General features: G+C 42.4%; 19 protein-coding genes and 1 pseudogene. 1 reads left to right on the top strand and 19 read right to left on the bottom strand.

The features are described 5' to 3' along the window. Positions 1 to 32 precede the first annotated feature (32 nt). From tkt to tgt, 19 genes and pseudogenes are all read right to left on the bottom strand, one after another. A complete protein-coding gene (gene tkt, locus PG086_RS09070; protein ID WP_270748720.1) occupies positions 33 to 2,009 on the bottom strand; it encodes a transketolase in 1,977 nt (658 codons plus the stop codon). Between the two features lie 118 nt (positions 2,010 to 2,127). Continuing rightward, on the bottom strand, positions 2,128 to 2,751 hold the full coding sequence (locus tag PG086_RS09065; protein ID WP_167266660.1) for a ribonuclease P: 624 nt from the start codon (positions 2,749 to 2,751) through the stop codon (positions 2,128 to 2,130). Between the two features lie 55 nt (positions 2,752 to 2,806). Beyond that, positions 2,807 to 3,793, bottom strand: a complete 987-nt coding sequence (gene jag / locus PG086_RS09060; RefSeq protein ID WP_000242593.1) for an RNA-binding cell elongation regulator Jag/EloR — start codon at positions 3,791 to 3,793, stop codon at positions 2,807 to 2,809. 14 nt (positions 3,794 to 3,807) lie between these two features. Beyond that, positions 3,808 to 4,635, bottom strand: a complete 828-nt coding sequence (locus PG086_RS09055) for a membrane protein insertase YidC (RefSeq protein ID WP_333558143.1) — start codon at positions 4,633 to 4,635, stop codon at positions 3,808 to 3,810. Then, the gene (gene rnpA, locus PG086_RS09050; protein WP_000748118.1) at positions 4,610 to 4,981 is read right to left on the bottom strand and encodes a ribonuclease P protein component; all 372 of its coding nucleotides are present in this window, start codon (positions 4,979 to 4,981) and stop codon (positions 4,610 to 4,612) included. The genes PG086_RS09055 and rnpA overlap by 26 nt, the downstream gene beginning before the upstream one ends. A 149-nt stretch (positions 4,982 to 5,130) precedes the next feature. Next, entirely contained in the window at positions 5,131 to 6,321 is a 1,191-nt protein-coding gene (locus tag PG086_RS09045) for an acetate kinase (protein ID WP_084940302.1), read from the bottom strand. Positions 6,322 to 6,371: 50 nt separating this feature from the next. Next, positions 6,372 to 7,325, bottom strand: a complete 954-nt coding sequence (locus PG086_RS09040; RefSeq protein ID WP_270748714.1) for a class I SAM-dependent methyltransferase — start codon at positions 7,323 to 7,325, stop codon at positions 6,372 to 6,374. A gap of 60 nt (positions 7,326 to 7,385) precedes the next feature. Beyond that, positions 7,386 to 7,972: pseudogene (locus PG086_RS09035) on the bottom strand (class I SAM-dependent methyltransferase). Between the two features lie 32 nt (positions 7,973 to 8,004). After that, positions 8,005 to 8,418, bottom strand: coding sequence for a competence type IV pilus minor pilin ComGG (comGG, locus tag PG086_RS09030; RefSeq protein WP_270748713.1), 414 nt, complete (start codon positions 8,416 to 8,418; stop codon positions 8,005 to 8,007). Continuing rightward, entirely contained in the window at positions 8,396 to 8,857 is a 462-nt protein-coding gene (gene comGF, locus PG086_RS09025; protein WP_084912015.1) for a competence type IV pilus minor pilin ComGF, read from the bottom strand. The genes comGG and comGF overlap by 23 nt, the downstream gene beginning before the upstream one ends. Beyond that, entirely contained in the window at positions 8,820 to 9,122 is a 303-nt protein-coding gene (gene comGE, locus PG086_RS09020; protein WP_167266658.1) for a competence type IV pilus minor pilin ComGE, read from the bottom strand. The genes comGF and comGE overlap by 38 nt, the downstream gene beginning before the upstream one ends. Next, a complete protein-coding gene (gene comGD / locus PG086_RS09015; protein WP_167266655.1) occupies positions 9,085 to 9,519 on the bottom strand; it encodes a competence type IV pilus minor pilin ComGD in 435 nt (144 codons plus the stop codon). The genes comGE and comGD overlap by 38 nt, the downstream gene beginning before the upstream one ends. Continuing rightward, positions 9,482 to 9,805 (bottom strand): competence type IV pilus major pilin ComGC, encoded by a 324-nt coding sequence (gene comGC, locus PG086_RS09010; protein ID WP_167266652.1) that lies wholly within the window; start codon positions 9,803 to 9,805, stop codon positions 9,482 to 9,484. Before comGC ends, comGD begins: the two co-directional genes overlap by 38 nt. A gap of 1 nt (position 9,806) precedes the next feature. Next, positions 9,807 to 10,823 (bottom strand): competence type IV pilus assembly protein ComGB, encoded by a 1,017-nt coding sequence (gene comGB, locus PG086_RS09005; protein ID WP_270748736.1) that lies wholly within the window; start codon positions 10,821 to 10,823, stop codon positions 9,807 to 9,809. After that, the gene (gene comGA, locus PG086_RS09000) at positions 10,771 to 11,712 is read right to left on the bottom strand and encodes a competence type IV pilus ATPase ComGA (protein WP_270748712.1); all 942 of its coding nucleotides are present in this window, start codon (positions 11,710 to 11,712) and stop codon (positions 10,771 to 10,773) included. The genes comGB and comGA overlap by 53 nt, the downstream gene beginning before the upstream one ends. Before the next feature lie 62 nt (positions 11,713 to 11,774). Beyond that, positions 11,775 to 12,140, bottom strand: coding sequence for a DUF1033 family protein (locus PG086_RS08995; RefSeq protein WP_167266647.1), 366 nt, complete (start codon positions 12,138 to 12,140; stop codon positions 11,775 to 11,777). A gap of 156 nt (positions 12,141 to 12,296) precedes the next feature. Next, complete coding sequence (gene nagA, locus PG086_RS08990; protein ID WP_001134442.1) at positions 12,297 to 13,448, bottom strand: N-acetylglucosamine-6-phosphate deacetylase; 1,152 nt, start codon at positions 13,446 to 13,448, stop codon at positions 12,297 to 12,299. A 140-nt stretch (positions 13,449 to 13,588) separates the two neighbouring features. Then, positions 13,589 to 15,406 (bottom strand): acyltransferase family protein, encoded by a 1,818-nt coding sequence (locus tag PG086_RS08985; RefSeq protein WP_270748710.1) that lies wholly within the window; start codon positions 15,404 to 15,406, stop codon positions 13,589 to 13,591. A gap of 130 nt (positions 15,407 to 15,536) precedes the next feature. Beyond that, positions 15,537 to 16,679, bottom strand: a complete 1,143-nt coding sequence (tgt, locus tag PG086_RS08980; protein WP_084851058.1) for a tRNA guanosine(34) transglycosylase Tgt — start codon at positions 16,677 to 16,679, stop codon at positions 15,537 to 15,539. Positions 16,680 to 16,795: 116 nt separating this feature from the next. Between tgt and PG086_RS08975 the strand changes: the two genes are divergently transcribed. Continuing rightward, positions 16,796 to 17,653 (top strand): DUF975 family protein, encoded by an 858-nt coding sequence (locus PG086_RS08975; RefSeq protein ID WP_270748708.1) that lies wholly within the window; start codon positions 16,796 to 16,798, stop codon positions 17,651 to 17,653. Positions 17,654 to 17,692 lie beyond the last annotated feature (39 nt).

Genomic DNA, 17,692 nt, shown 5'->3' with positions numbered 1-17,692 from the left:
AAAAATCAGAGTTTTCACTCTGATTTCTACGATTACTTCAAGTTTTGAACGACTTTGACTAGATTTTCTACCGTAAATCCGTACTCTGCTAATACTTTTGGTGCTGGGGCAGATGCTCCAAAAGTATCAATACCGAGAACGGCACCATCAAGGCCAACATATTTGTACCAGTTTTGGGTTGCACCCATTTCGACTGCAACACGGCGGCGAACTGCATTTGGAAGGATTTCTTCCTTGTATGCTGCGTCTTGTGCGTCAAAGACATCTGTAGATGGCATGCTGACTACACGGACTTTTTCGCCTTGGCTAGCCAATTCTTTGGCAGCTGCGACAGCAAGATTAACCTCTGAACCTGTCGCAATCAAGATCGTGTCAAAATCTACTGCATTTTCATAGACAACATAGGCACCTTTTGCAACTTTATCGAAGTCTGTTCCCTCTTCTACAGTCAAGTTTTGACGTGTCAAGACAAGGGCAGTTGGTGTTTTCTCACTTGTCACTGCAAGGTACCAAGCCGCTTGAGTTTCACGCGCATCTGCTGGGCGGAAAACATTGAGATTTGGCATGGCACGAAGACCTGCTAAGTGTTCAACTGGTTCGTGAGTTGGACCATCTTCACCAACTGCAATCGAATCGTGGGTAAAGACATAAGTCACAGGAAGTCCTTGCAAGGCTGACAAGCGGACAGCTGCTTTCACATAGTCAGAGAAGACGAAGAAAGTACCACCGTATACACGAAGTCCACCGTGAAGGGCCATCCCGTTCAAGATGGTTCCCATAGCAAATTCACGAACACCAAACTGAATGTTGCGGTTCAAGCGATTGGCATCGTCTTGAAGTCCGTCAGTCTTGATATAAGTCATGTTTGAGTGAGCGAGGTCAGCTGATCCACCCAAGAAAGTTGGCAACTTAGCTGCTACAACGTTTAAGGCATCTTGGCTTGAATTACGAGTTGCTTGAGAGAAGCCATTTTCTAAAGCTGGGAAGTCTGCTGGAGTCACTTCAACTGGATCACGTCCGTCGATAATAGCTTCTACTTCTGCAGCCAGTTCTGGATGCGCTTCTTTATAGTCAGCGACTAGTTTTGTCCATGCTTCATAGGCTGATACACCACGGTCTGCAACATTTTCCTTGAAATCAGCATATACTTCAGCTGGGATTTCAAATGGTTCATAGTCCCAACCGAGCGCTTGGCGAGTTGCTGCAGTTTCATCTGCACCAAGAGGAGCACCGTGTACGGCATTAGTTCCTTGTTTATTTGGAGAGCCATATCCAATCACAGTCTTCACTTCAATCAAAGATGGTTTGCCTGAAGCTTTAGCTGCTTCGATAGCCGCATGGATTGCTTCCAAGTCTGTTCCATCTTCAACCAAGGCTGTATGCCAACCATAGGCATTGTAACGGTCACGAACACTTTCTGTAAAGGAATCCTTTGTCTCACCATCCAAGTTGATGTCATTTGAATCATAAAGAACCACCAACTTGTCGAGTTTTTGCAAGCCTGCGTATGAAGCTGCCTCACTGGAGACACCTTCCATCAAGTCTCCGTCTCCACAGATCACATAAGTATAGTGGTCAAAGATATTGAAGCCTTCACGGTTATACTTGGCTGCAAGGAAACGTTCTGCTTGGGCAAAACCAGTAGCAGTAGAGATCCCTTGTCCTAGAGGACCAGTTGTAGCGTCAACCCCTGCTGTATGACCAAATTCTGGGTGACCAGGTGTTTTAGAACCCCATTGGCGGAAACTCTTGATTTCATCCATGCTAACATCTTCAAAACCAGAAAGGTGAAGAAGGGCATAGAGAAGCATAGATCCGTGTCCTGCTGAAAGAATAAAGCGGTCGCGGTTGATCCAGTTTGGTTGGGCTGGATTGATACGAAGTTGTTTTGTAAAGAGGCTATAGGCCATTGGAGCAGCCCCCATAACCACCCCTGGGTGACCTGAGTTTGCTTTGTTGATGGCGTCAATACCTAGAAAACGAATTGCATTAACAGATAGATTTGACATAGAATTTCCTTTCTCTTTGAGGTGATTAATGAATCACACATCCTATTTTACTATTATATGAAAAAATGCATGGAATAGCAATAAAACAATTTGTGTTCATCTAACCCGTTTGATTTGTCTATTCCCTCGTCACTTCATAGTACGGAAGCAAGCGAGTATAAGCGTCTTCTAGCTTCTCCAATATCGCTTCTACTGACTGATTTTCAATGAGGGAAACATCTGACTTGACTAAGACTTTTCGGGCTTTCTGACTTCTCACCTTCTCGCGTAAAGTACGACGGTTCTCCTCAGTAGCCTCCATCTTATGACTTTCCCCATTTGAGTAGACTAGATAATAAATTCCTTCTACCACTGGAATTTCTAAAACCTTGGCTTGCTTGCCTAAGGTCTGTTCGTCTTTCTTACGCTCGATGAAACTGACCTCTAAAGAAATCCCAAAGTCAGCAGGTGTTCCATACAAACGAAGAGCCATCATAGGTTCTGTCACTTGTCCGTCTCTCTGAAGATAGGCCCAGAAATGCGGTCGCAAACGCTGCGCTTGGTTCATCCACTGGCTAGTCTGTTGCAGTTTCCATTCTGGATGACTAGCTTGAAAGGTTTTGGCCAGTTCTGTAAAAGACTTCCGAGCCCCTTGACCTTTTTGCCGCAAATCCAACATCTTTTCTCTTTCATCACCAGCTTTATCAGGATTACGATACTGGACCCCTGCAAATGATAGGTATTCTCTAACTGCTTTCAGCATATCTGAATCTTTCCTTTCCTAGCAAAAAATCAGGACGAACCTGATTTTGCTTTGCTTATTCTGCATCTACGACAACATAGCGATTTGGCTCGTCACCTTCAGAGTAACTCGTCACGCCATCCATGCGTGAAATAATGCGATGGATAATCTTGCGTTCGCTATTTGACATTGGATCAGTTTGTTGGCTACGCCCTTCTTCTAAAACGCGAGTCGCCAATTTTTGAGCGTAGGTTTGCAAGACTTCTGCACGGTGTTCAACGTAATCATTGACATTGATTGTGATGTAGAAGGTTCTTGAATAGCGATTATAAAGGTAATTTTGCGCTAATAGTTGAAGAGCTTTCAAGACTTTTCCGTGGTAGCCGATAATACGACCTGGTTCGTTAGTGTCAATTTGAAGATTGATGGTACGGCGATTGTAGTCACTTGAAATCGTCCCTTCAACATCCATATCATCTACAATGGTTTGAACGTAGCTAGCTACTTCAGTTGCCACTTGTTCGATATCATAACTTGGCTCTACTTTTAAGCCCAAGTCTTCCAACGATTGGCTTGCTGCTTCCTGCGTTTCAGTTTCTTTTTCCGGAGCAGATTCCACTTCCTCAATAACATCTTCTGCTTGAAGTTCATTTAAAATTGAAATATGACCTGTTTCTTCCAAAATCGTGCTGGCATGCTTTTCATTTTTCAAGATTTCAGCCTTGACCTCTTCAGAAACACCTTGACCTTCTTCTTCAATCTTTTTGATGGCTTCCACTACATGCCCCAAATCAACAGTTGCTTCACTTACTGTTTTCACGGGTTCATTTTTTTCATTAACTTCTTTTGGAACACCCTTGACGGCCTGCTGATTGGCTTTGATCACTGTCGTTTCACTAATCGCTTCGATATCAACTTGAGCTGGCTTCTTACCAAACAAGCCTAAGAATCCTTTTTTCTCTTTCGAAACAACCTTGATGTGGGCCTTCATTCTTGGAATGTCTAATTCTTTCAATCCTTTTTGGATTGCTTCTTCAACCGTTGAACCTGTAAATAATACCATTACAAGATTCCTCCTTATTTTTTCTTCTTCTGTGCTTTTTTCAAAGCTCTTCTCTTCTTGCCTTCTAAATTTTTTTCTGCTTGCGCCACTGCTTCTCTTTCAGCAATAATCTTGAAAGGATTGTTCAAGAAATAGGTTTGCAGAACTTGGTAAGCATTGGATACAGCCCAGTACAAGGCTACACCACTTGGGGCGGAGATGGCAAAAACAAAGATCAATACAGGCATACCATACATCATCCCTGTCGTAGCTCCACTTTTTTCAGATAAAGCTTTATTCGATAACCAGCTACTCAAGAAGGTAAAGACTGCCGCCAAAATCGGAAGGACAAAACTTGTATCTACTCCTCCCAAATTAATCCATAAAAAGTGACCTGTTTTCAAAAAGTCTACTCGACTCAAGGCTTGAAAGAGCGCCAAGAGAACCGGCATTTGTATTAAAATCGGCCAGAGAGAGGAGGAATGTTTGATTCCTAACTCTTTATAAACCTTACGCATCTCCTGGTCTAGCTTGGTTCTACTCTCCATATCACGACCCGGGTATTGCTCTCGCAAAGCCTTGATGCGTGGCTGAGCCTCTTGCATTTTTCTAGAGGCAACCATCTGTGTCTGAAAGACTGGTAATAGAATCGTCCGGATCAAGATCGTAAAGAGGATAATCCCCACTCCGATACTAATGTCAAAGGACAAAAAGCGGATAATTTCAGCAAAAAAATAGACGAATTTACTCCAAAAGTCTGTCGAATCTGCTGTTATATCGCTAGCTGTACCATTTGTTGCACAGGCTGTCATGATAAACAAGGACAAGCTCAACAAACTAGTCAACTGTAGTTTCTTTTTCACTCCCATTTCCTTCCTGGTAAATCTTTGATAACTTTAATACGTGGAGTAGATTTTTCTCCATCTCTGCATAATCCAAGGTCTCCACCCCTTTTCGGGCAATCACGACAAAATCGACATGCTCTACTAAACTCCCTTTTACACTTTGTAGAATGTGTCGGATTCGTCTCTTGATTTGATTTCTGGTAACTGCATTCCCCAGCTTTTTGCTGACGGACAGTCCTACTCGAAAATGGTTTTGCTGGTTTTCCAATTGGTAGACAACAAATTTTCGATTGGCAAAACTTGTTCCGTCCTTGAAAATCGCCTTAAAATCTTTCTCTCTTTTTACACGAAAGCTTTTCTTCAAAACTCAACTCCATCTATTAAATTACTACTATTATACCATATTTTTTGAAAAAGCCAATAACAGCAAGGTTTTAGACATTTTCTGCATAAAAAAAGCTGGAAAATCTCTTCCCCAACTTCTTTCTACAATCAAATTTTATGTGCATTTACTTATTTTTTCAAGCGTTCAACATCACGTGCAATCACCAATTCTTCATCTGTTGGAATAACCAAGACACGAATTTTCGCTGCGTCTGTTGAGATATCTCCCGTTACACCAAAGACGTTCTTTTCTGGATCCACATCACAACCAAACCAAGAGATACCTGAGATGACATCTTCACGTACGTTTGCAGCATTTTCACCGATACCTGCTGTGAAGATAATCGCATCTGCTCCATTTAGGACTGCAAGATATTGGCCGATATGTTTTTGGATACGATCAACATACATTTCATAAGCCAAAGTTGCATCATGGTCTCCTGCTTCCATGGCAGCAATCACATCACGCATATCGCTTGACTGACCAGAAACTCCCATGAGCCCTGATTCACGATTGAGAACGCGACTAATATCTTCTGGGGTATTGAAATCCTCTGTATATTGCATGAGATAAGGGATGATAGCAGGGTCAATATCCCCTGTACGAGTTCCCATCATCACACCGCCGAGTGGTGTGAATCCCATAGAAGTATCCACAGACTTCCCACCCTTAACAGCTGTGATAGAAGCCCCGTTACCAATATGGCAGGTAATCAATTTCAAATCTTCTAGAGGACGACCCAAAAGTTTCGCTGCTTCTCCTGCGACAAACTGGTGGCTTGTACCATGAGCACCGTATTTACGAACCTTGTTTTCTGTGTAGTATTTAGTTGGTAGAGGATAGCGATAAGCCTTCTCTGGCATGGTTGTGTGGAATGAAGTATCAAATACAACAACACTGGTAATATCTGGAAGTAATTCCTTAAATGCACGAATTCCAGCTGCGTTAGCCGGATTGTGAAGAGGAGCCAAGAGTCCCAATTCCTCAACTTTTTCTAACACATCTCCCTCAACAACTGTTGATTCTTTGAAATATTCACCACCTGCAACGACGCGGTGTCCGACACCTGTAATCTCATCGTACCCTTTGATAATGTCAAAACGAATCAAGTCATCCAATAAAATTTTAACGGCTTGTGTGTGATCTTCAATATCAAGAATTTGTTGCTCCGAACGACCGTTAAATTTTACTGTTGAAATTGAGTCTTTCAATCCAATACGTTCAATCAAGCCTTTAGCCAAAACTTTTTCCTCAGGCATTTGATAAAGTTGCCATTTCAAGCTTGAGCTTCCTGCATTGATTGCAATTGTTTTTGTCATAAGATGATACCTCTTTTTAAGCGTTTTCATCTATTATAACAAAATCTCTTTTATATTTCAGTACCTTTGCTCCAATTTTGAAAATTTTCTTTAAAGGTCAACAAAACTGACGGATCTTGCAAGCTAGTAAGAGGGTAAACAAAGGGTTCTATTTCCTTATCTCTTTTCTTCTGTAAGACAAAAATACTTTTAGCTTGGCTTGCAGTTGAGAAAATATCCTCCGGCAGAGCGATGATAGCAGCCAGACTCACTTCGTCTTTGAGCCACCCTTTTAATAAGTCACTTTGAGGACTGGTCAATAAATCACTCGGAGCTAGAAAAATAGCATAGCCATCTGACTTAAGGTACTTGAGGCCTTGTTCCATCAGCAAATGATGGGCATAGGTATGCTCTTGACTAGAAGACACTTGATAGCGCGAAGCGATGGCATCGTCTGGGTAATAGCCAACAGGCAAGTCACTGATGACCACGTCGCTTTCTTTAAGCATTTGCGGACGAACGGCGTCTCCTTGAACAAAACCAGCCTGCAAACCAATCACATCTGCCATGCTAGCTGCCAAATCAATCAGCAAGTCATCCACTTCAATTCCCAAATAGTCCACCTTTTTATCAAGCGAGGTCAAGAAAGTAGCGCCTAGAATTCCCATCCCAGAACCCATTTCGAGAATAGTAATTTCCTCCTCTTTAAGCAATTCTTCCACAATAAACACCAAAAGTAAAGCAATGGCATCTGGTGTAAACTGGTGATTGGCCTGTAGGGGCTCTGTCTGCCCAGCCTTCATCAAGAGAAACTGGTAAGTCTTGAGCCATTCTTCTTTGCGAAGCGCTAAACGCTTAAGGGACTGATTGTTCTCCTTGACCTGATTTAGCTCAGTTTCACCATCCAGATAAATGCTGTTTTGCTCCACCAGGGCGTCATAAAAGTTGGTCGCCAAATCACTTTGGATGACTTGGACATTCTCTAGTAAATAGGTATAAGCTTGTTCAATTTTTTCAAAATCCATATTCCTATCTTATCAAATTTCCCTTCTTTTTTCCATCCTTATAGAAAAATCACTCCCTGACTAGGCGAGTGATTTTTGGGCTACTGTAAAAAAGAGTTCTGAGTAATTTCCTTGAAACAGGTCTTCAGCACTGTAAAGAATCTGACTATCAATGCTCGAAAAACCAAACTGGGCGAGCTTATTTTCCAGTTCAGTCAGCTCAAAGCCGTGGTGGTTGGTATCTGTCTTGACAAAATCAGCGATGAGGACTTGTCCATTCTCCCTAAGATGATGGTGAAACATAGCAAGAGTCGCATCTAGATCAGGCATATGATGAAGAACTCGACTGAGAACAATCAGGTCAAATTGCTGCTCCAAGGGATTTGCCAGTAGATCCTGCTCCAAGAGTTGAAGATTCCTGATTTCTTGGTCCTCTGCTTTCAAACGGGCTTGCCCAGCATTTTCTCCGAGATGTCTACAAGGGTAACCGACTGGGCTTGCTTAGCTAGAGGCAAGGCTAACAGACCCGTCCCACCACCAAAGTCCAGTATTGCCTTGTCTGATAGAAAATCAATCTGTTTTTCAATTGCTTGACAAACCAAGTTTGCAAGAAAGATATTTTTGGGCGAATCAAAGGTTTCTGCTTTGTGATTAAAATCGTGTTTCATGCTTTTAGTGTAACACAAAGAAGTTGAATTGCCTAGGAATTGGCTTTCTTTTCAGGCTTTTCTTCTGATTTTTTCTTCCCTGCTTGATTGCTTGAATCAGTCGCTACCTCTTCCTTTTTAGCTGTTTTCTTTTCTTGGATTTTCATCGGAGGAAAGAGAAATTCATAGTTGCCCTTATTCATACGAACACTTGTTGCAAAACCTGTTTTGGTATTTTGATAAGTAACTTTTCCTAAGTTAAAGACTCGTTCCCCACTTTCTTGCTCAGCCTTATCTTTGCTTCGTTTAGCCATGGCGAAAGCGACCAACTTCTCTTTGTTTAGGGCAAAGTCTTTGTGATGAGCTACTTGCCGATTCAAATAAAACTGTAACAAAAGGCTAAAAATGGCTGCCATGGTGACTGCATATAAAAGAACGCCTGCCTTAACTTTTTGTTTTTTCCACACGATAGATGAACTCTCTTTCTAAACCCTTTTGAAATTGGAAACGAAAGCGAACCAATTGATTTTCCTCTGTAATTTGAGCTGATTTGAGTCCATAAACCATAGGTTGGTAGCCCCTTCCGCTGGTATCCGTCTTTCGAAAATCATCCGATTTAGACTTCCCTATAGAGATATCCTTACCATCCTGTTTCATGTAGAGGCGATTGCCTTCCACCTTTTCAAACTGCGAACGCTCTAACTCTGCCTCCAGCTGGTCCACAAACAAGAGCCACTCCTTTTGCTCGCTTTGCTTCTGGTAACGAACTTCTGAAATGAGGAGCTGACTCATAGCTTGAAAAAGGAGCAAACCTCCGCTAATGACGATAAGGGCAATCAGCGATTCTAAAAGAGTGAAGGCTCTTACCTTACTGCTCTTTAAGATCGAGCAATTTCTCTGAACCATGGTAGACCTCCAATCCTTTTTCACTAGCAAATACCTGAATCTCAACTCCATTTATGTTTACCTGATTTTGCCCTGTTTGCAGAGCCATCTTCGCCACACGCAAGACTTCTTCCTTTTGCAAGATTTCTGCCTCTAACCGTCGATTTTGTTGGATTTGTCCCAAAAGAAGGGTCGCAATGCTGGCAAAGATAGCTAGAGCGACCAACGCTTCCAGTAAAATCACTGCCTTAATTTTTTGTTTCCTTAATGCGTTTAATTTTTCCATTTCCTAGATATAATTGATAGCGAATCGCTCCTTTGCTAGTCTGAAATTCAACCTTAGCCAGAGAGGAATTGCCCCCAGCTCGATCAAATATAATGCTTTGTCCTGATGGTCCCTGAATTCCTTTTGGAATTGTCAACTTTTGACTGCCATTGCTGATCGTCTGTCCATCTAAGTTTAGACTAGTCTTTTGCTGACTGGTAACACTGCGTTTTTGCGTTTCCCGATAGAGTTCTTCAAACTCCATAAAGAAAATCTGCTCCTCTACCGCCGCAAAACTGGACTGAACAGAACCAGACAAGCCCAAAGAAAGGATACTCACAAGTCCCAAAACCAAGAGACTTTCAAGCATAGTAAAGGCCTTAATCTGCAACAGTTTGACTTGTTTTTTGTTTTGCATGGTAGTCTTTATAAGCTTTAACTTGCTCAGCTGTGATACGACCGTCCGCTTGTAATTTGCTGAGGCTGGCATCATCATTTTTATCCAAACGATAAAGTTCTGCCTGGCTTTCCACGACCTTGACAACAGCAGCTTTTCCTTTGTCATCTACGGCATCCTTTTGCTTGGTCAAATTGGGCACAAAGAGCAAGAGAAGAACGCTGATGATAAGTAAAACCACTAACATTTCTACCAAAGTGAAAGCTTTAACCTTGGCTTTTTTTAAATTTGTCATGAGTTTTTTCATTTTAAAAATTTACCTCCATATTTTGATACATGGGCATGAGCATTGCCGCATAGAGTAAAACGATAATCAGGGCCACAAAGATAAAAACCAGTGGCTGTACCAGATTCATGGTACGATTAACTCGGGTAAAAAAAGCTTCCCAAGTTTTTTCAGCATAGATTTCCAACTCACTCCCCAGCTTGGACTTGACTTCCCCATACTCGATGATGAGACTCAACTCCTTCTTAAAGAAAGGATAGGTCACTATGGTTTGAGAAAATTCACGGCCATTTTGCAGGGCTTGAGCTAGATCTTGACCGATTTCTTTAAAGAGCTGAGAACCTTGTTCCTGCATGATCTGAAAAATCTGCGTCAGCTCCATTCCCTGTGAAATCATATTGCCCCATTCACGCGCATAATAGGCTGTCAGATAAGTCTGGACAAAGATTCCAAGAAAGGGAATCCGTGCTAACATCGAGAAAACCCGCATCTTAGAACTTCTTTTGTAGAAAGTGAGAGCTAAAAGTAGAGACAGAGAGCAAGCCAACACTAGTCCCAGAAAAATTTGTGGCAGATTGCCAATGATTTGAGTGGCGATATTGCTACTGTCCAGTTGAGGCAGCAAATAGTTTCTCAACCCCAACATGATTAGCAGGAGAAATCCCAGCAAAATCAAAGGATAGGTCGCTACTTCGATTAACTTTTTCTTGACCTTGGACAAATTATCCAGATATTCTTCTATCTTTCCCAAACTCAGGTGAAGATTTCCATGCACTTCAGCTAGAGATAATTGGGTCACAATAGCACTTGAAAAGCCCAAGTTGTTCATCATTTCTGAGAAAGATTTCCCCTGAGACAATCCTTGGTGCATCTGGGCCACATAGTCCTTTTCCAGCAAGGCACTTCTCCCCAAGAAAGAAATAATTTCCACCAAATGAAAGCCACTGGAAAAAAGGTTGTTAAACAGGGTGATGATTTTCTTCTGCTTAGCTGTAGCTAATTTTTTCCGTTTCAGCCTGAAGACTTGTGATATGTCCATCTTTAAGAAGCTGGTCAATCTGCGCATTCCACCTGGTTGGCTGATGTTCTTGATAGTCTTTGTTTGCAAAGTCAACGATTCCTCCTCCCCCGATTAATCTCTGGTAGCAGACGCCTTGCAGGACAACTGCTAGTTCCTCCTCCGTCACACCCAACTCCAGAAGGCGTTCATAAACACCTCGGATACTCTTGGCATGAATGGTTGAAAAGACCGTCGCACCTGTCAAACTAGCTCTGACCACTGCACGCGCTGTCTCGCTATCCCGAATTTCACCAATAATCAAGAGGTCAGGACGATGCCGGAGAGACAGTTTAATCAGATTTTCATAGGTCAAGCCAATCGCCTCATTTAACTGCAATTGGAGCATGTCTTCCTGCTTGATTTCGACAGGATCTTCAATGGACATAACCTGCTGTCCTTTAAAGAGGGACTTAGCTAATTCGTGCATCAGAGTCGTCTTGCCACTGCCGACTGGGCCAGCAAATAGATAGAGGCCCCTTTGCCTGTACTGCTCACCCAGTTCGTTCATATCCTGAAACCAGAAATGCAGTTCCTGTTCCTCATCGTGTAACAAACGAATGACCAAACTCTCATGCCCTCGATAATCTCCCACGGTGGACAAACGCAGAGAAGACACCTTCTCCCCATGCTGATAGTCGCAAGAACCTAGCTGACTGTGCCTCTTCTCTCCTACGTTCATACCCGCCACAAACTTAAAATGACTAATCACCGCAGCTAAAACATCAAACTCATAGGAATCGACTAGACACCGCTCGTCTCCAACCCGCATGTGAAGCTCGTAGGACTTTTCCTTGGGGATAAAATAGATATCCTGAGCCTTCTTTTCTTTCGCAGTAGCAATGATTTTCTGTGCAATTTCTTGTACCATACCGCCCTCCTTATCTAACTATTCGCAAAAAAATAAAAAAAGCAACTTAAAAAGTTACTTTTTTATCTCCATTTCATACGGCAAGAACGGTGCTTTTCTTGACCTGTTTGTTTTTCATAACCTGGACGTAGCTTTTCATCGGGAATGACTTGCCCATCTTGTAAAAGTGCCAAAGAATGGTACTGCTGCAAATACTCATCACACTCATCACACCAGCGTTTATCAGCAGGATCCCAAAAAATAGTCATCAAATCACTCCGACTCTTATAAAGAGGATTCTTCTTTTCCAGCTCAAACCAGCATGATTTATAATATTTTAGAGCATCATAATACTTGTCAAAAGATTGACTCATGATGACATCTTCTTCCCAACCTTCTATGAACCACCACGGTTCAAAGTCCCCATACATTTCTATAACACGATACATTCTTACTACTTCCTTTGTACCGTATATTATATCTAATTTTTTAATACAAGAAAAGGATTTTGCTTATTTCCCCCATTAGAAACTTCTTTAAGAAGCCTGTTATTTTCATCTGATAATAAAAATAGGAGTCCTTTATTGACCCCTATTTTTATCTTCTTAGGCTTGATAACGTTTCACACCATCTAGGTAGGTTGCTACCAATTCCAAATCTTTATCTAGTACGATAAAGTCGGCATCGTAACCTTCACGGATTTGACCACAGACATCATCGATGTGAACAGATTTTGCTGGGTTGAGGCTGGCCATCATGACTGCTTCATGCGGATTCGCAATTCCCCATTCGACCACATTCTTCAAACCATCTTTGAGTTTAAGGATAGAACCTGCCAAATTACCTGTCGATTTGAGGCGAGCAGTTCCATTAGCAACAACTACTGGGAATTCTCCCAACATGTAATCTCCATCTTCCAAGCCACCAGCTGTCATACAGTCTGTGATAAGGGCGATATTTTCAGTTCCTTTTTGCTTGAGCAAAATATCACAGGCCTTTGGATCTACGTGGTGACCATCACAAATCAATTCAGCGTAAGTATGTGGCAACTCATACATGGCTCCCACCATACCGAGCTCACGGTGAGTCAACCCACGCATTCCATTATAGGCATGTACCCAAACACTCGCTCCAGCATCGACTGCTTTTTTAGCTTCATCAAAAGTCGCATTGGAGTGTCCAAGAGCAACAGTCACTCCTTCACCCGTAATTGTACGAACAAAGTCTTCTACACCTTCACGTTCTGGCGCAAGGGCAATTTTATTGAGCAGGCCATTAGCTGCTTTTTGCCAAGCACGAAACTCATCCATACGAGGATCTTTCATGTAAGCAGGGTTTTGAGCTCCCTTGTATTTCTCTGTGAAATAAGGGCCTTCAAAATAGATCCCACGAATCTTGGCTCCACTTGCTTCCTGGTAACGAGCACCGATATTTTCAGTTACCGCAAGCAACTGCTCGTAAGAGGAAGTCAACGTCGTTGGCAAGAAGCTGGTAACACCTGTGCTAAGCAATCCTTCACTCATGGTATGAAGGGTTCCTTCGATATTATTATCCATGACATCGACACCGCCAAATCCATGAATATGGGTATCCACAAGTCCTGGGGCAATGCTATAACCGGTATAGTCAATCACCTCAGCTCCTTCAGGAATCTGTTCTACATGCTTGCCAAACTTGCCATCCACAAGTTCCAAGTAACCGCCACGACGAACTCCGTGTGGGTAGAAAAACTGATCCGCTTTAATATAATTAGGCATAATGATAACCTCCTTGATAGATTGATTCTAGAATTTATTATGTCAATTACATTATAAACCTTTCTTTTTCATTTGTAAATGGTATAGACCTATTTTCTAGAGATATTTTAAAAGAGCTGGATTTCTCCAACTCTTTAATTTTATTTTGATTTTACAGGTAGTTCTTGAGCAGCCTTGACAGCAGCTGCAATCGTTTCTGCGTAAAGTTTAGCACCTTCTTCAATCATGTTGCTATCATTCCCAAAGTGGACTTGGTCGGTTCCAGCCCAGATTTCAGGGTGCTCCTTAGCAACCTTATTCCAGTCAGCGATGCTCACGTAAGGATTCTTTTCAGCTAATTCCCGTGCATAAGCCGCATACTGCTCCACTGATGTGTAAGTGTCCTTACTCTTATCTCCCTCATAAGGTGTCACCAATATCAGATGGTGTCCTTTCGGTAGATTGTTCACGATGCTGTCCAAATCATTCTTATAGCCTTCAGGATTGTTGACCCCCGTTGCAATGACAACTGTTTTTAAAAGCGCCTTGTTCTGGCTATTATTGAGCATGATGTCATTGGCTTGCTTGGTCGTCCGACTAACCTGAGCATTGATATTTGTATCAGGAAGTGCCTCTTTTAAGGCTGTATTGGCACGTAAAGTCACTGAATCCCCAATCAGACTCGTTCCCTCAGAAATTCCTAGGCGACTGACTTCAGCTTGTTCAGCCAGAGTCTTTGTTTGTCCTATATTGGTCTGAGCTTGCTTGAAACCATTGATCATCAAGTCTGTCTCAAAAGCTCCAACCTGAGGAGCTGCAGCTATGATAATCAAAGTAAGTAAAGAAAGGGCGCCCACAACACTAGCACTAATAGGTTTGATATGACGCAGCTTAGTGATTTTTCTAACTAAAGCGTTGGTCTTACCAGCAATCAATGGCTCAATAATATAGAAGGATAGGATAGCAAAGAAATAGGAAAAGATAACGGTTAAAACAACAGCAGGCAGATTACTCATCAACTGAGAAAAGATAATATAAAAAGGCCAGTGGAAGAGATAAACCGCGTAGCTGGTATCCGCTAAAAATGTGATTATATGAGGTTCTCGTATCTCAGGCGTTTTCTCATGCAAGACACGCGCAGCAAAAATCATGGTCACGGCCGCTAAACTTGCCAGTAAGAAACCGAATAGATAAGCAAACAGGTAGGTGAACTTGACAAAGAAAGTCAAGAGCACTAATACCAAAAGACCTGCAGCAAACACCAGTAAATTCTGACGAAGATCCCACGTCCGGTCAAACTGCTTGACTAAATCGCTCGTCTGACGAACCCCTACAACTGTCGCTAAAATGCTTCCTAAAAAGAAGGGATAGACATGGGTTAAACTTGAAAAGTAGACAGATGAATAGGAACTAGCCATTAGACTACCAATAAACATGGAGAAAAAGCTAATGATGAAAGCTCCCGCAGAAAGAAGAAAGACCATCCCTCTCAATTGACTACTAGATTTTGAACGTTTCGATAAGAACCAAACCGCCAATCCCCAGAGAATATAGTAGTGAACCTCAACAGCTAGACTCCAGTTATGAACAAAGAGATGCGGAATGAACTGGGATTCGTAACTTCCCCCTGTTAACATCTCATAGAAGTTGGTCATGAAACCAAAAACTCCAGCAATCTGGCCACCAATTCCAGCAACATAGTCTTGGCGAACTAGGAGGGTAAAGGGCATGGTCACCAAAACCATCAGAACCACAGGTGGTACGATGCGGTAAAACCGTCTCTTAAAAAAGCCTAGTAAATCAATCTGGCGTTTTTTCCCAAATTCTTCTAAAAGGAGGGCAGTGATCAAAAATCCTGAAAAAGTGAAAAAGACATCTACCCCAAAGAAGCCTCCAGGAAAGATTGTTTGAAAGAAGTGGTACAAGAGCACCAAAAGTAAACCTGTAATCCTAATCAAGGAAAACCATTTAATACGCATACGAGTTTATTCCCCACTCAATTAGATCGTAAAAACATCTAATTTTATTCCATAATACACCTTATTTTATCAAAAAAAGAAGAAAAATCCTAAGAGAAAACTTAGGATTTCAGTATTCTATTTTTACACTTTAGAAATTGCGTCCTGACTTGTTGTAGCCATATTTTTCCACAAAATATTCACGGAATTCCAAGAGATTGTCATCCACGATGGCTTGACGGACCTGCTTCATCAGGTTGAGTAAGAAGTAGAGATTGTGGTAGCTAGTCAAGCGGATACCAAAGGTTTCGTCAGCCTTGAGCAGGTGGCGAAGGTAGGCGCGTGTATAGTTCTTACATGTATAGCAATCACACTCAGGATCCAGTGGCGTAAAGTCTTCAGCGAATTGGGCATTTTTGACAACCAAACGACCTTGACTGGTCATACAAGTTCCATTACGAGCGATACGAGTTGGCAAGACACAGTCAAACATATCTACACCACGAATAACTCCATCAATCAAGCTATCTGGCGCTCCCACACCCATCAGGTAGCGAGGTTTGTTTTCAGGAAGGAGTTGGGTTGTGAAGTCCAAGACTGCATTCATCTCTTCGTGCGTTTCTCCCACAGCCAAACCACCGATAGAGTAGCCTGGGAAATCCATGCCGACAAGGTCGTGAGCCGACTGACGACGAAGGTCTTCAAATCCTGCCCCCTGCACAATTCCAAACAAACCTTGATCCTGTGGGCGACGGTGAGCCTTCAAACCACGCTCAGCCCAACGACTGGTACGTTCGATTGATTTCTTAACGTAATCATAGGGTTGGTAAAACTGAGGACATTCATCAAAAGACATCATGATGTCTGAGCCTAGATTGTTCTGAATAGAGATGGCCTTTTCTGGCGATAGGAACATCTTGGATCCATTGAGATGGTTTTTAAAGGTTACTCCTTCTTCGGTGATATTTCGGCTATCCGCTAGAGAATAAACCTGAAAACCACCACTATCGGTCAAAATGGGTTGGTCCCAGTTCATAAATTTGTGGAGACCACCTGCGCGTGCGATGAGTTCGTCCCCAGGGCGAAGCCAGAGATGATAGGTATTGGACAGGATAATCCCTGAACCCATCTCCTTCAACTCCTCTGGTGACTGAGTCTTGACAGTAGCTTGGGTCCCAACTGGCATAAACATAGGCGTTGGAAAGGTACCGTGCGGGGTGATAATTTCTCCTAGACGAGCTCCCGTGTGTTTTTCTTTCTTAATCAAACGATATTTGATGGGTGAATCTGACATTTTCTACCTCCGAAGCTGGGAAAGACAGTCCCAGTTCATACTTTGTGCCCAAAGGCATACTGTATGATTTTATCAAAAAAAGCTGGAACTGTCACGAACTATGATATAATGAGAGAATGAAATACCCAAAAATTGATTTAAAAACTATTCGTCTGCAGGCTAGGCAATTTCAGGCTGAAAATCCCCGCCTCCTTCTGGTCTATCTCCTTCCTAGTATGCTGGTCATCTTGTCAGGCTTTCTCAACCCCTTGGCTCGTCTCCAAGAAAGTGTTTTAGAGCAATCCTTTTTCAGCATGCTGGCACAAGTACTCCAAGCCTATCTCTTCCCGTTAGTGGTTTCTTTTGTGAGCACGATTTTTCTAGCAGGTGCTGCCTTTGCAACACTCCGACTCCTCAAGGATCCTGATACAGAACTCTCAGTAAAATCAAGCCTGGCCCTCTTTGCTGAAGAGCGCTTCTCGCAAACCTTCCTAACTCTGCTCCTCAAACGTTTCTACCTCTTTTTATGGAGCATTCCAAACTTAGTAGGCGTTTATTTTCTCTTTTATAGCAATCTCTTGGCTCGGAGATTTGTCGCCCTACATCCTGAATTTCCAAAATTAGACCTCTCATCCGTTGAAACCGAGCAATTCCTTATGACCTTTGGACTCTACTTTTTCGCGAGTCTCATCTTGATGATTGTAGGGAATATCCTCTACGTTCCGCAACATTATGCCTACTCACAGGTAGAATTCCTCCTCTGCGACACTCTGGATTTAGGCCAGGCTAAACCCCGTCAAATCCTGAAAACCAGCCGTTTCTTGATGAAAGGATACAAGTTCCAACGCTTTGTCCTCGACTTACAACTACTTCCTTGGTACTTCCTCAATTGGATTACTTTTGGAATTGCTAGTTTTTCAATCCTTCCCTATATCCAGAACAATCATATCTTCTTTTACAGAGCCCTCCTAGCCCGTAAACGTCGAAATGGATAAGAACCTACAAAAACCAGCGTCTTACAGGACGCTGGATTT

It is taken from the genome of Streptococcus halitosis (assembly GCF_027691175.1).
Taxonomy (GTDB): domain Bacteria; phylum Bacillota; class Bacilli; order Lactobacillales; family Streptococcaceae; genus Streptococcus; species Streptococcus halitosis_A.
The sequence above is the reverse complement of the archived record's forward strand: the minus strand, read 5'-3'. Positions and strand labels throughout refer to the sequence as shown.

Excerpts from the sequence above, each read along its gene's own strand:
- tkt (WP_270748720.1), bottom strand. The coding sequence starts at position 2,009 with ATGTCAAATCTATCTGTTAATGCAATTCGTTTTCTAGGTATTGACGCC.
- PG086_RS09065 (WP_167266660.1), bottom strand. The coding sequence starts at position 2,751 with ATGCTGAAAGCAGTTAGAGAATACCTATCATTTGCAGGGGTCCAGTAT.
- jag (WP_000242593.1), bottom strand. The coding sequence starts at position 3,793 with ATGGTATTATTTACAGGTTCAACGGTTGAAGAAGCAATCCAAAAAGGA.
- PG086_RS09045 (WP_084940302.1), bottom strand. The coding sequence starts at position 6,321 with ATGACAAAAACAATTGCAATCAATGCAGGAAGCTCAAGCTTGAAATGG.
- PG086_RS09040 (WP_270748714.1), bottom strand. The coding sequence starts at position 7,325 with ATGGATTTTGAAAAAATTGAACAAGCTTATACCTATTTACTAGAGAAT.
- comGF (WP_084912015.1), bottom strand. The coding sequence starts at position 8,857 with ATGGTTCAGAGAAATTGCTCGATCTTAAAGAGCAGTAAGGTAAGAGCC.
- comGE (WP_167266658.1), bottom strand. The coding sequence starts at position 9,122 with ATGGAAAAATTAAACGCATTAAGGAAACAAAAAATTAAGGCAGTGATT.
- comGD (WP_167266655.1), bottom strand. The coding sequence starts at position 9,519 with ATGCAAAACAAAAAACAAGTCAAACTGTTGCAGATTAAGGCCTTTACT.
- comGC (WP_167266652.1), bottom strand. The coding sequence starts at position 9,805 with ATGAAAAAACTCATGACAAATTTAAAAAAAGCCAAGGTTAAAGCTTTC.
- comGB (WP_270748736.1), bottom strand. The coding sequence starts at position 10,823 with ATGGACATATCACAAGTCTTCAGGCTGAAACGGAAAAAATTAGCTACA.
- comGA (WP_270748712.1), bottom strand. The coding sequence starts at position 11,712 with ATGGTACAAGAAATTGCACAGAAAATCATTGCTACTGCGAAAGAAAAG.
- PG086_RS08995 (WP_167266647.1), bottom strand. The coding sequence starts at position 12,140 with ATGTATCGTGTTATAGAAATGTATGGGGACTTTGAACCGTGGTGGTTC.
- nagA (WP_001134442.1), bottom strand. The coding sequence starts at position 13,448 with ATGCCTAATTATATTAAAGCGGATCAGTTTTTCTACCCACACGGAGTT.
- PG086_RS08985 (WP_270748710.1), bottom strand. The coding sequence starts at position 15,406 with ATGCGTATTAAATGGTTTTCCTTGATTAGGATTACAGGTTTACTTTTG.
- tgt (WP_084851058.1), bottom strand. The coding sequence starts at position 16,679 with ATGTCAGATTCACCCATCAAATATCGTTTGATTAAGAAAGAAAAACAC.
- PG086_RS08975 (WP_270748708.1), top strand. The coding sequence starts at position 16,796 with ATGAAATACCCAAAAATTGATTTAAAAACTATTCGTCTGCAGGCTAGG.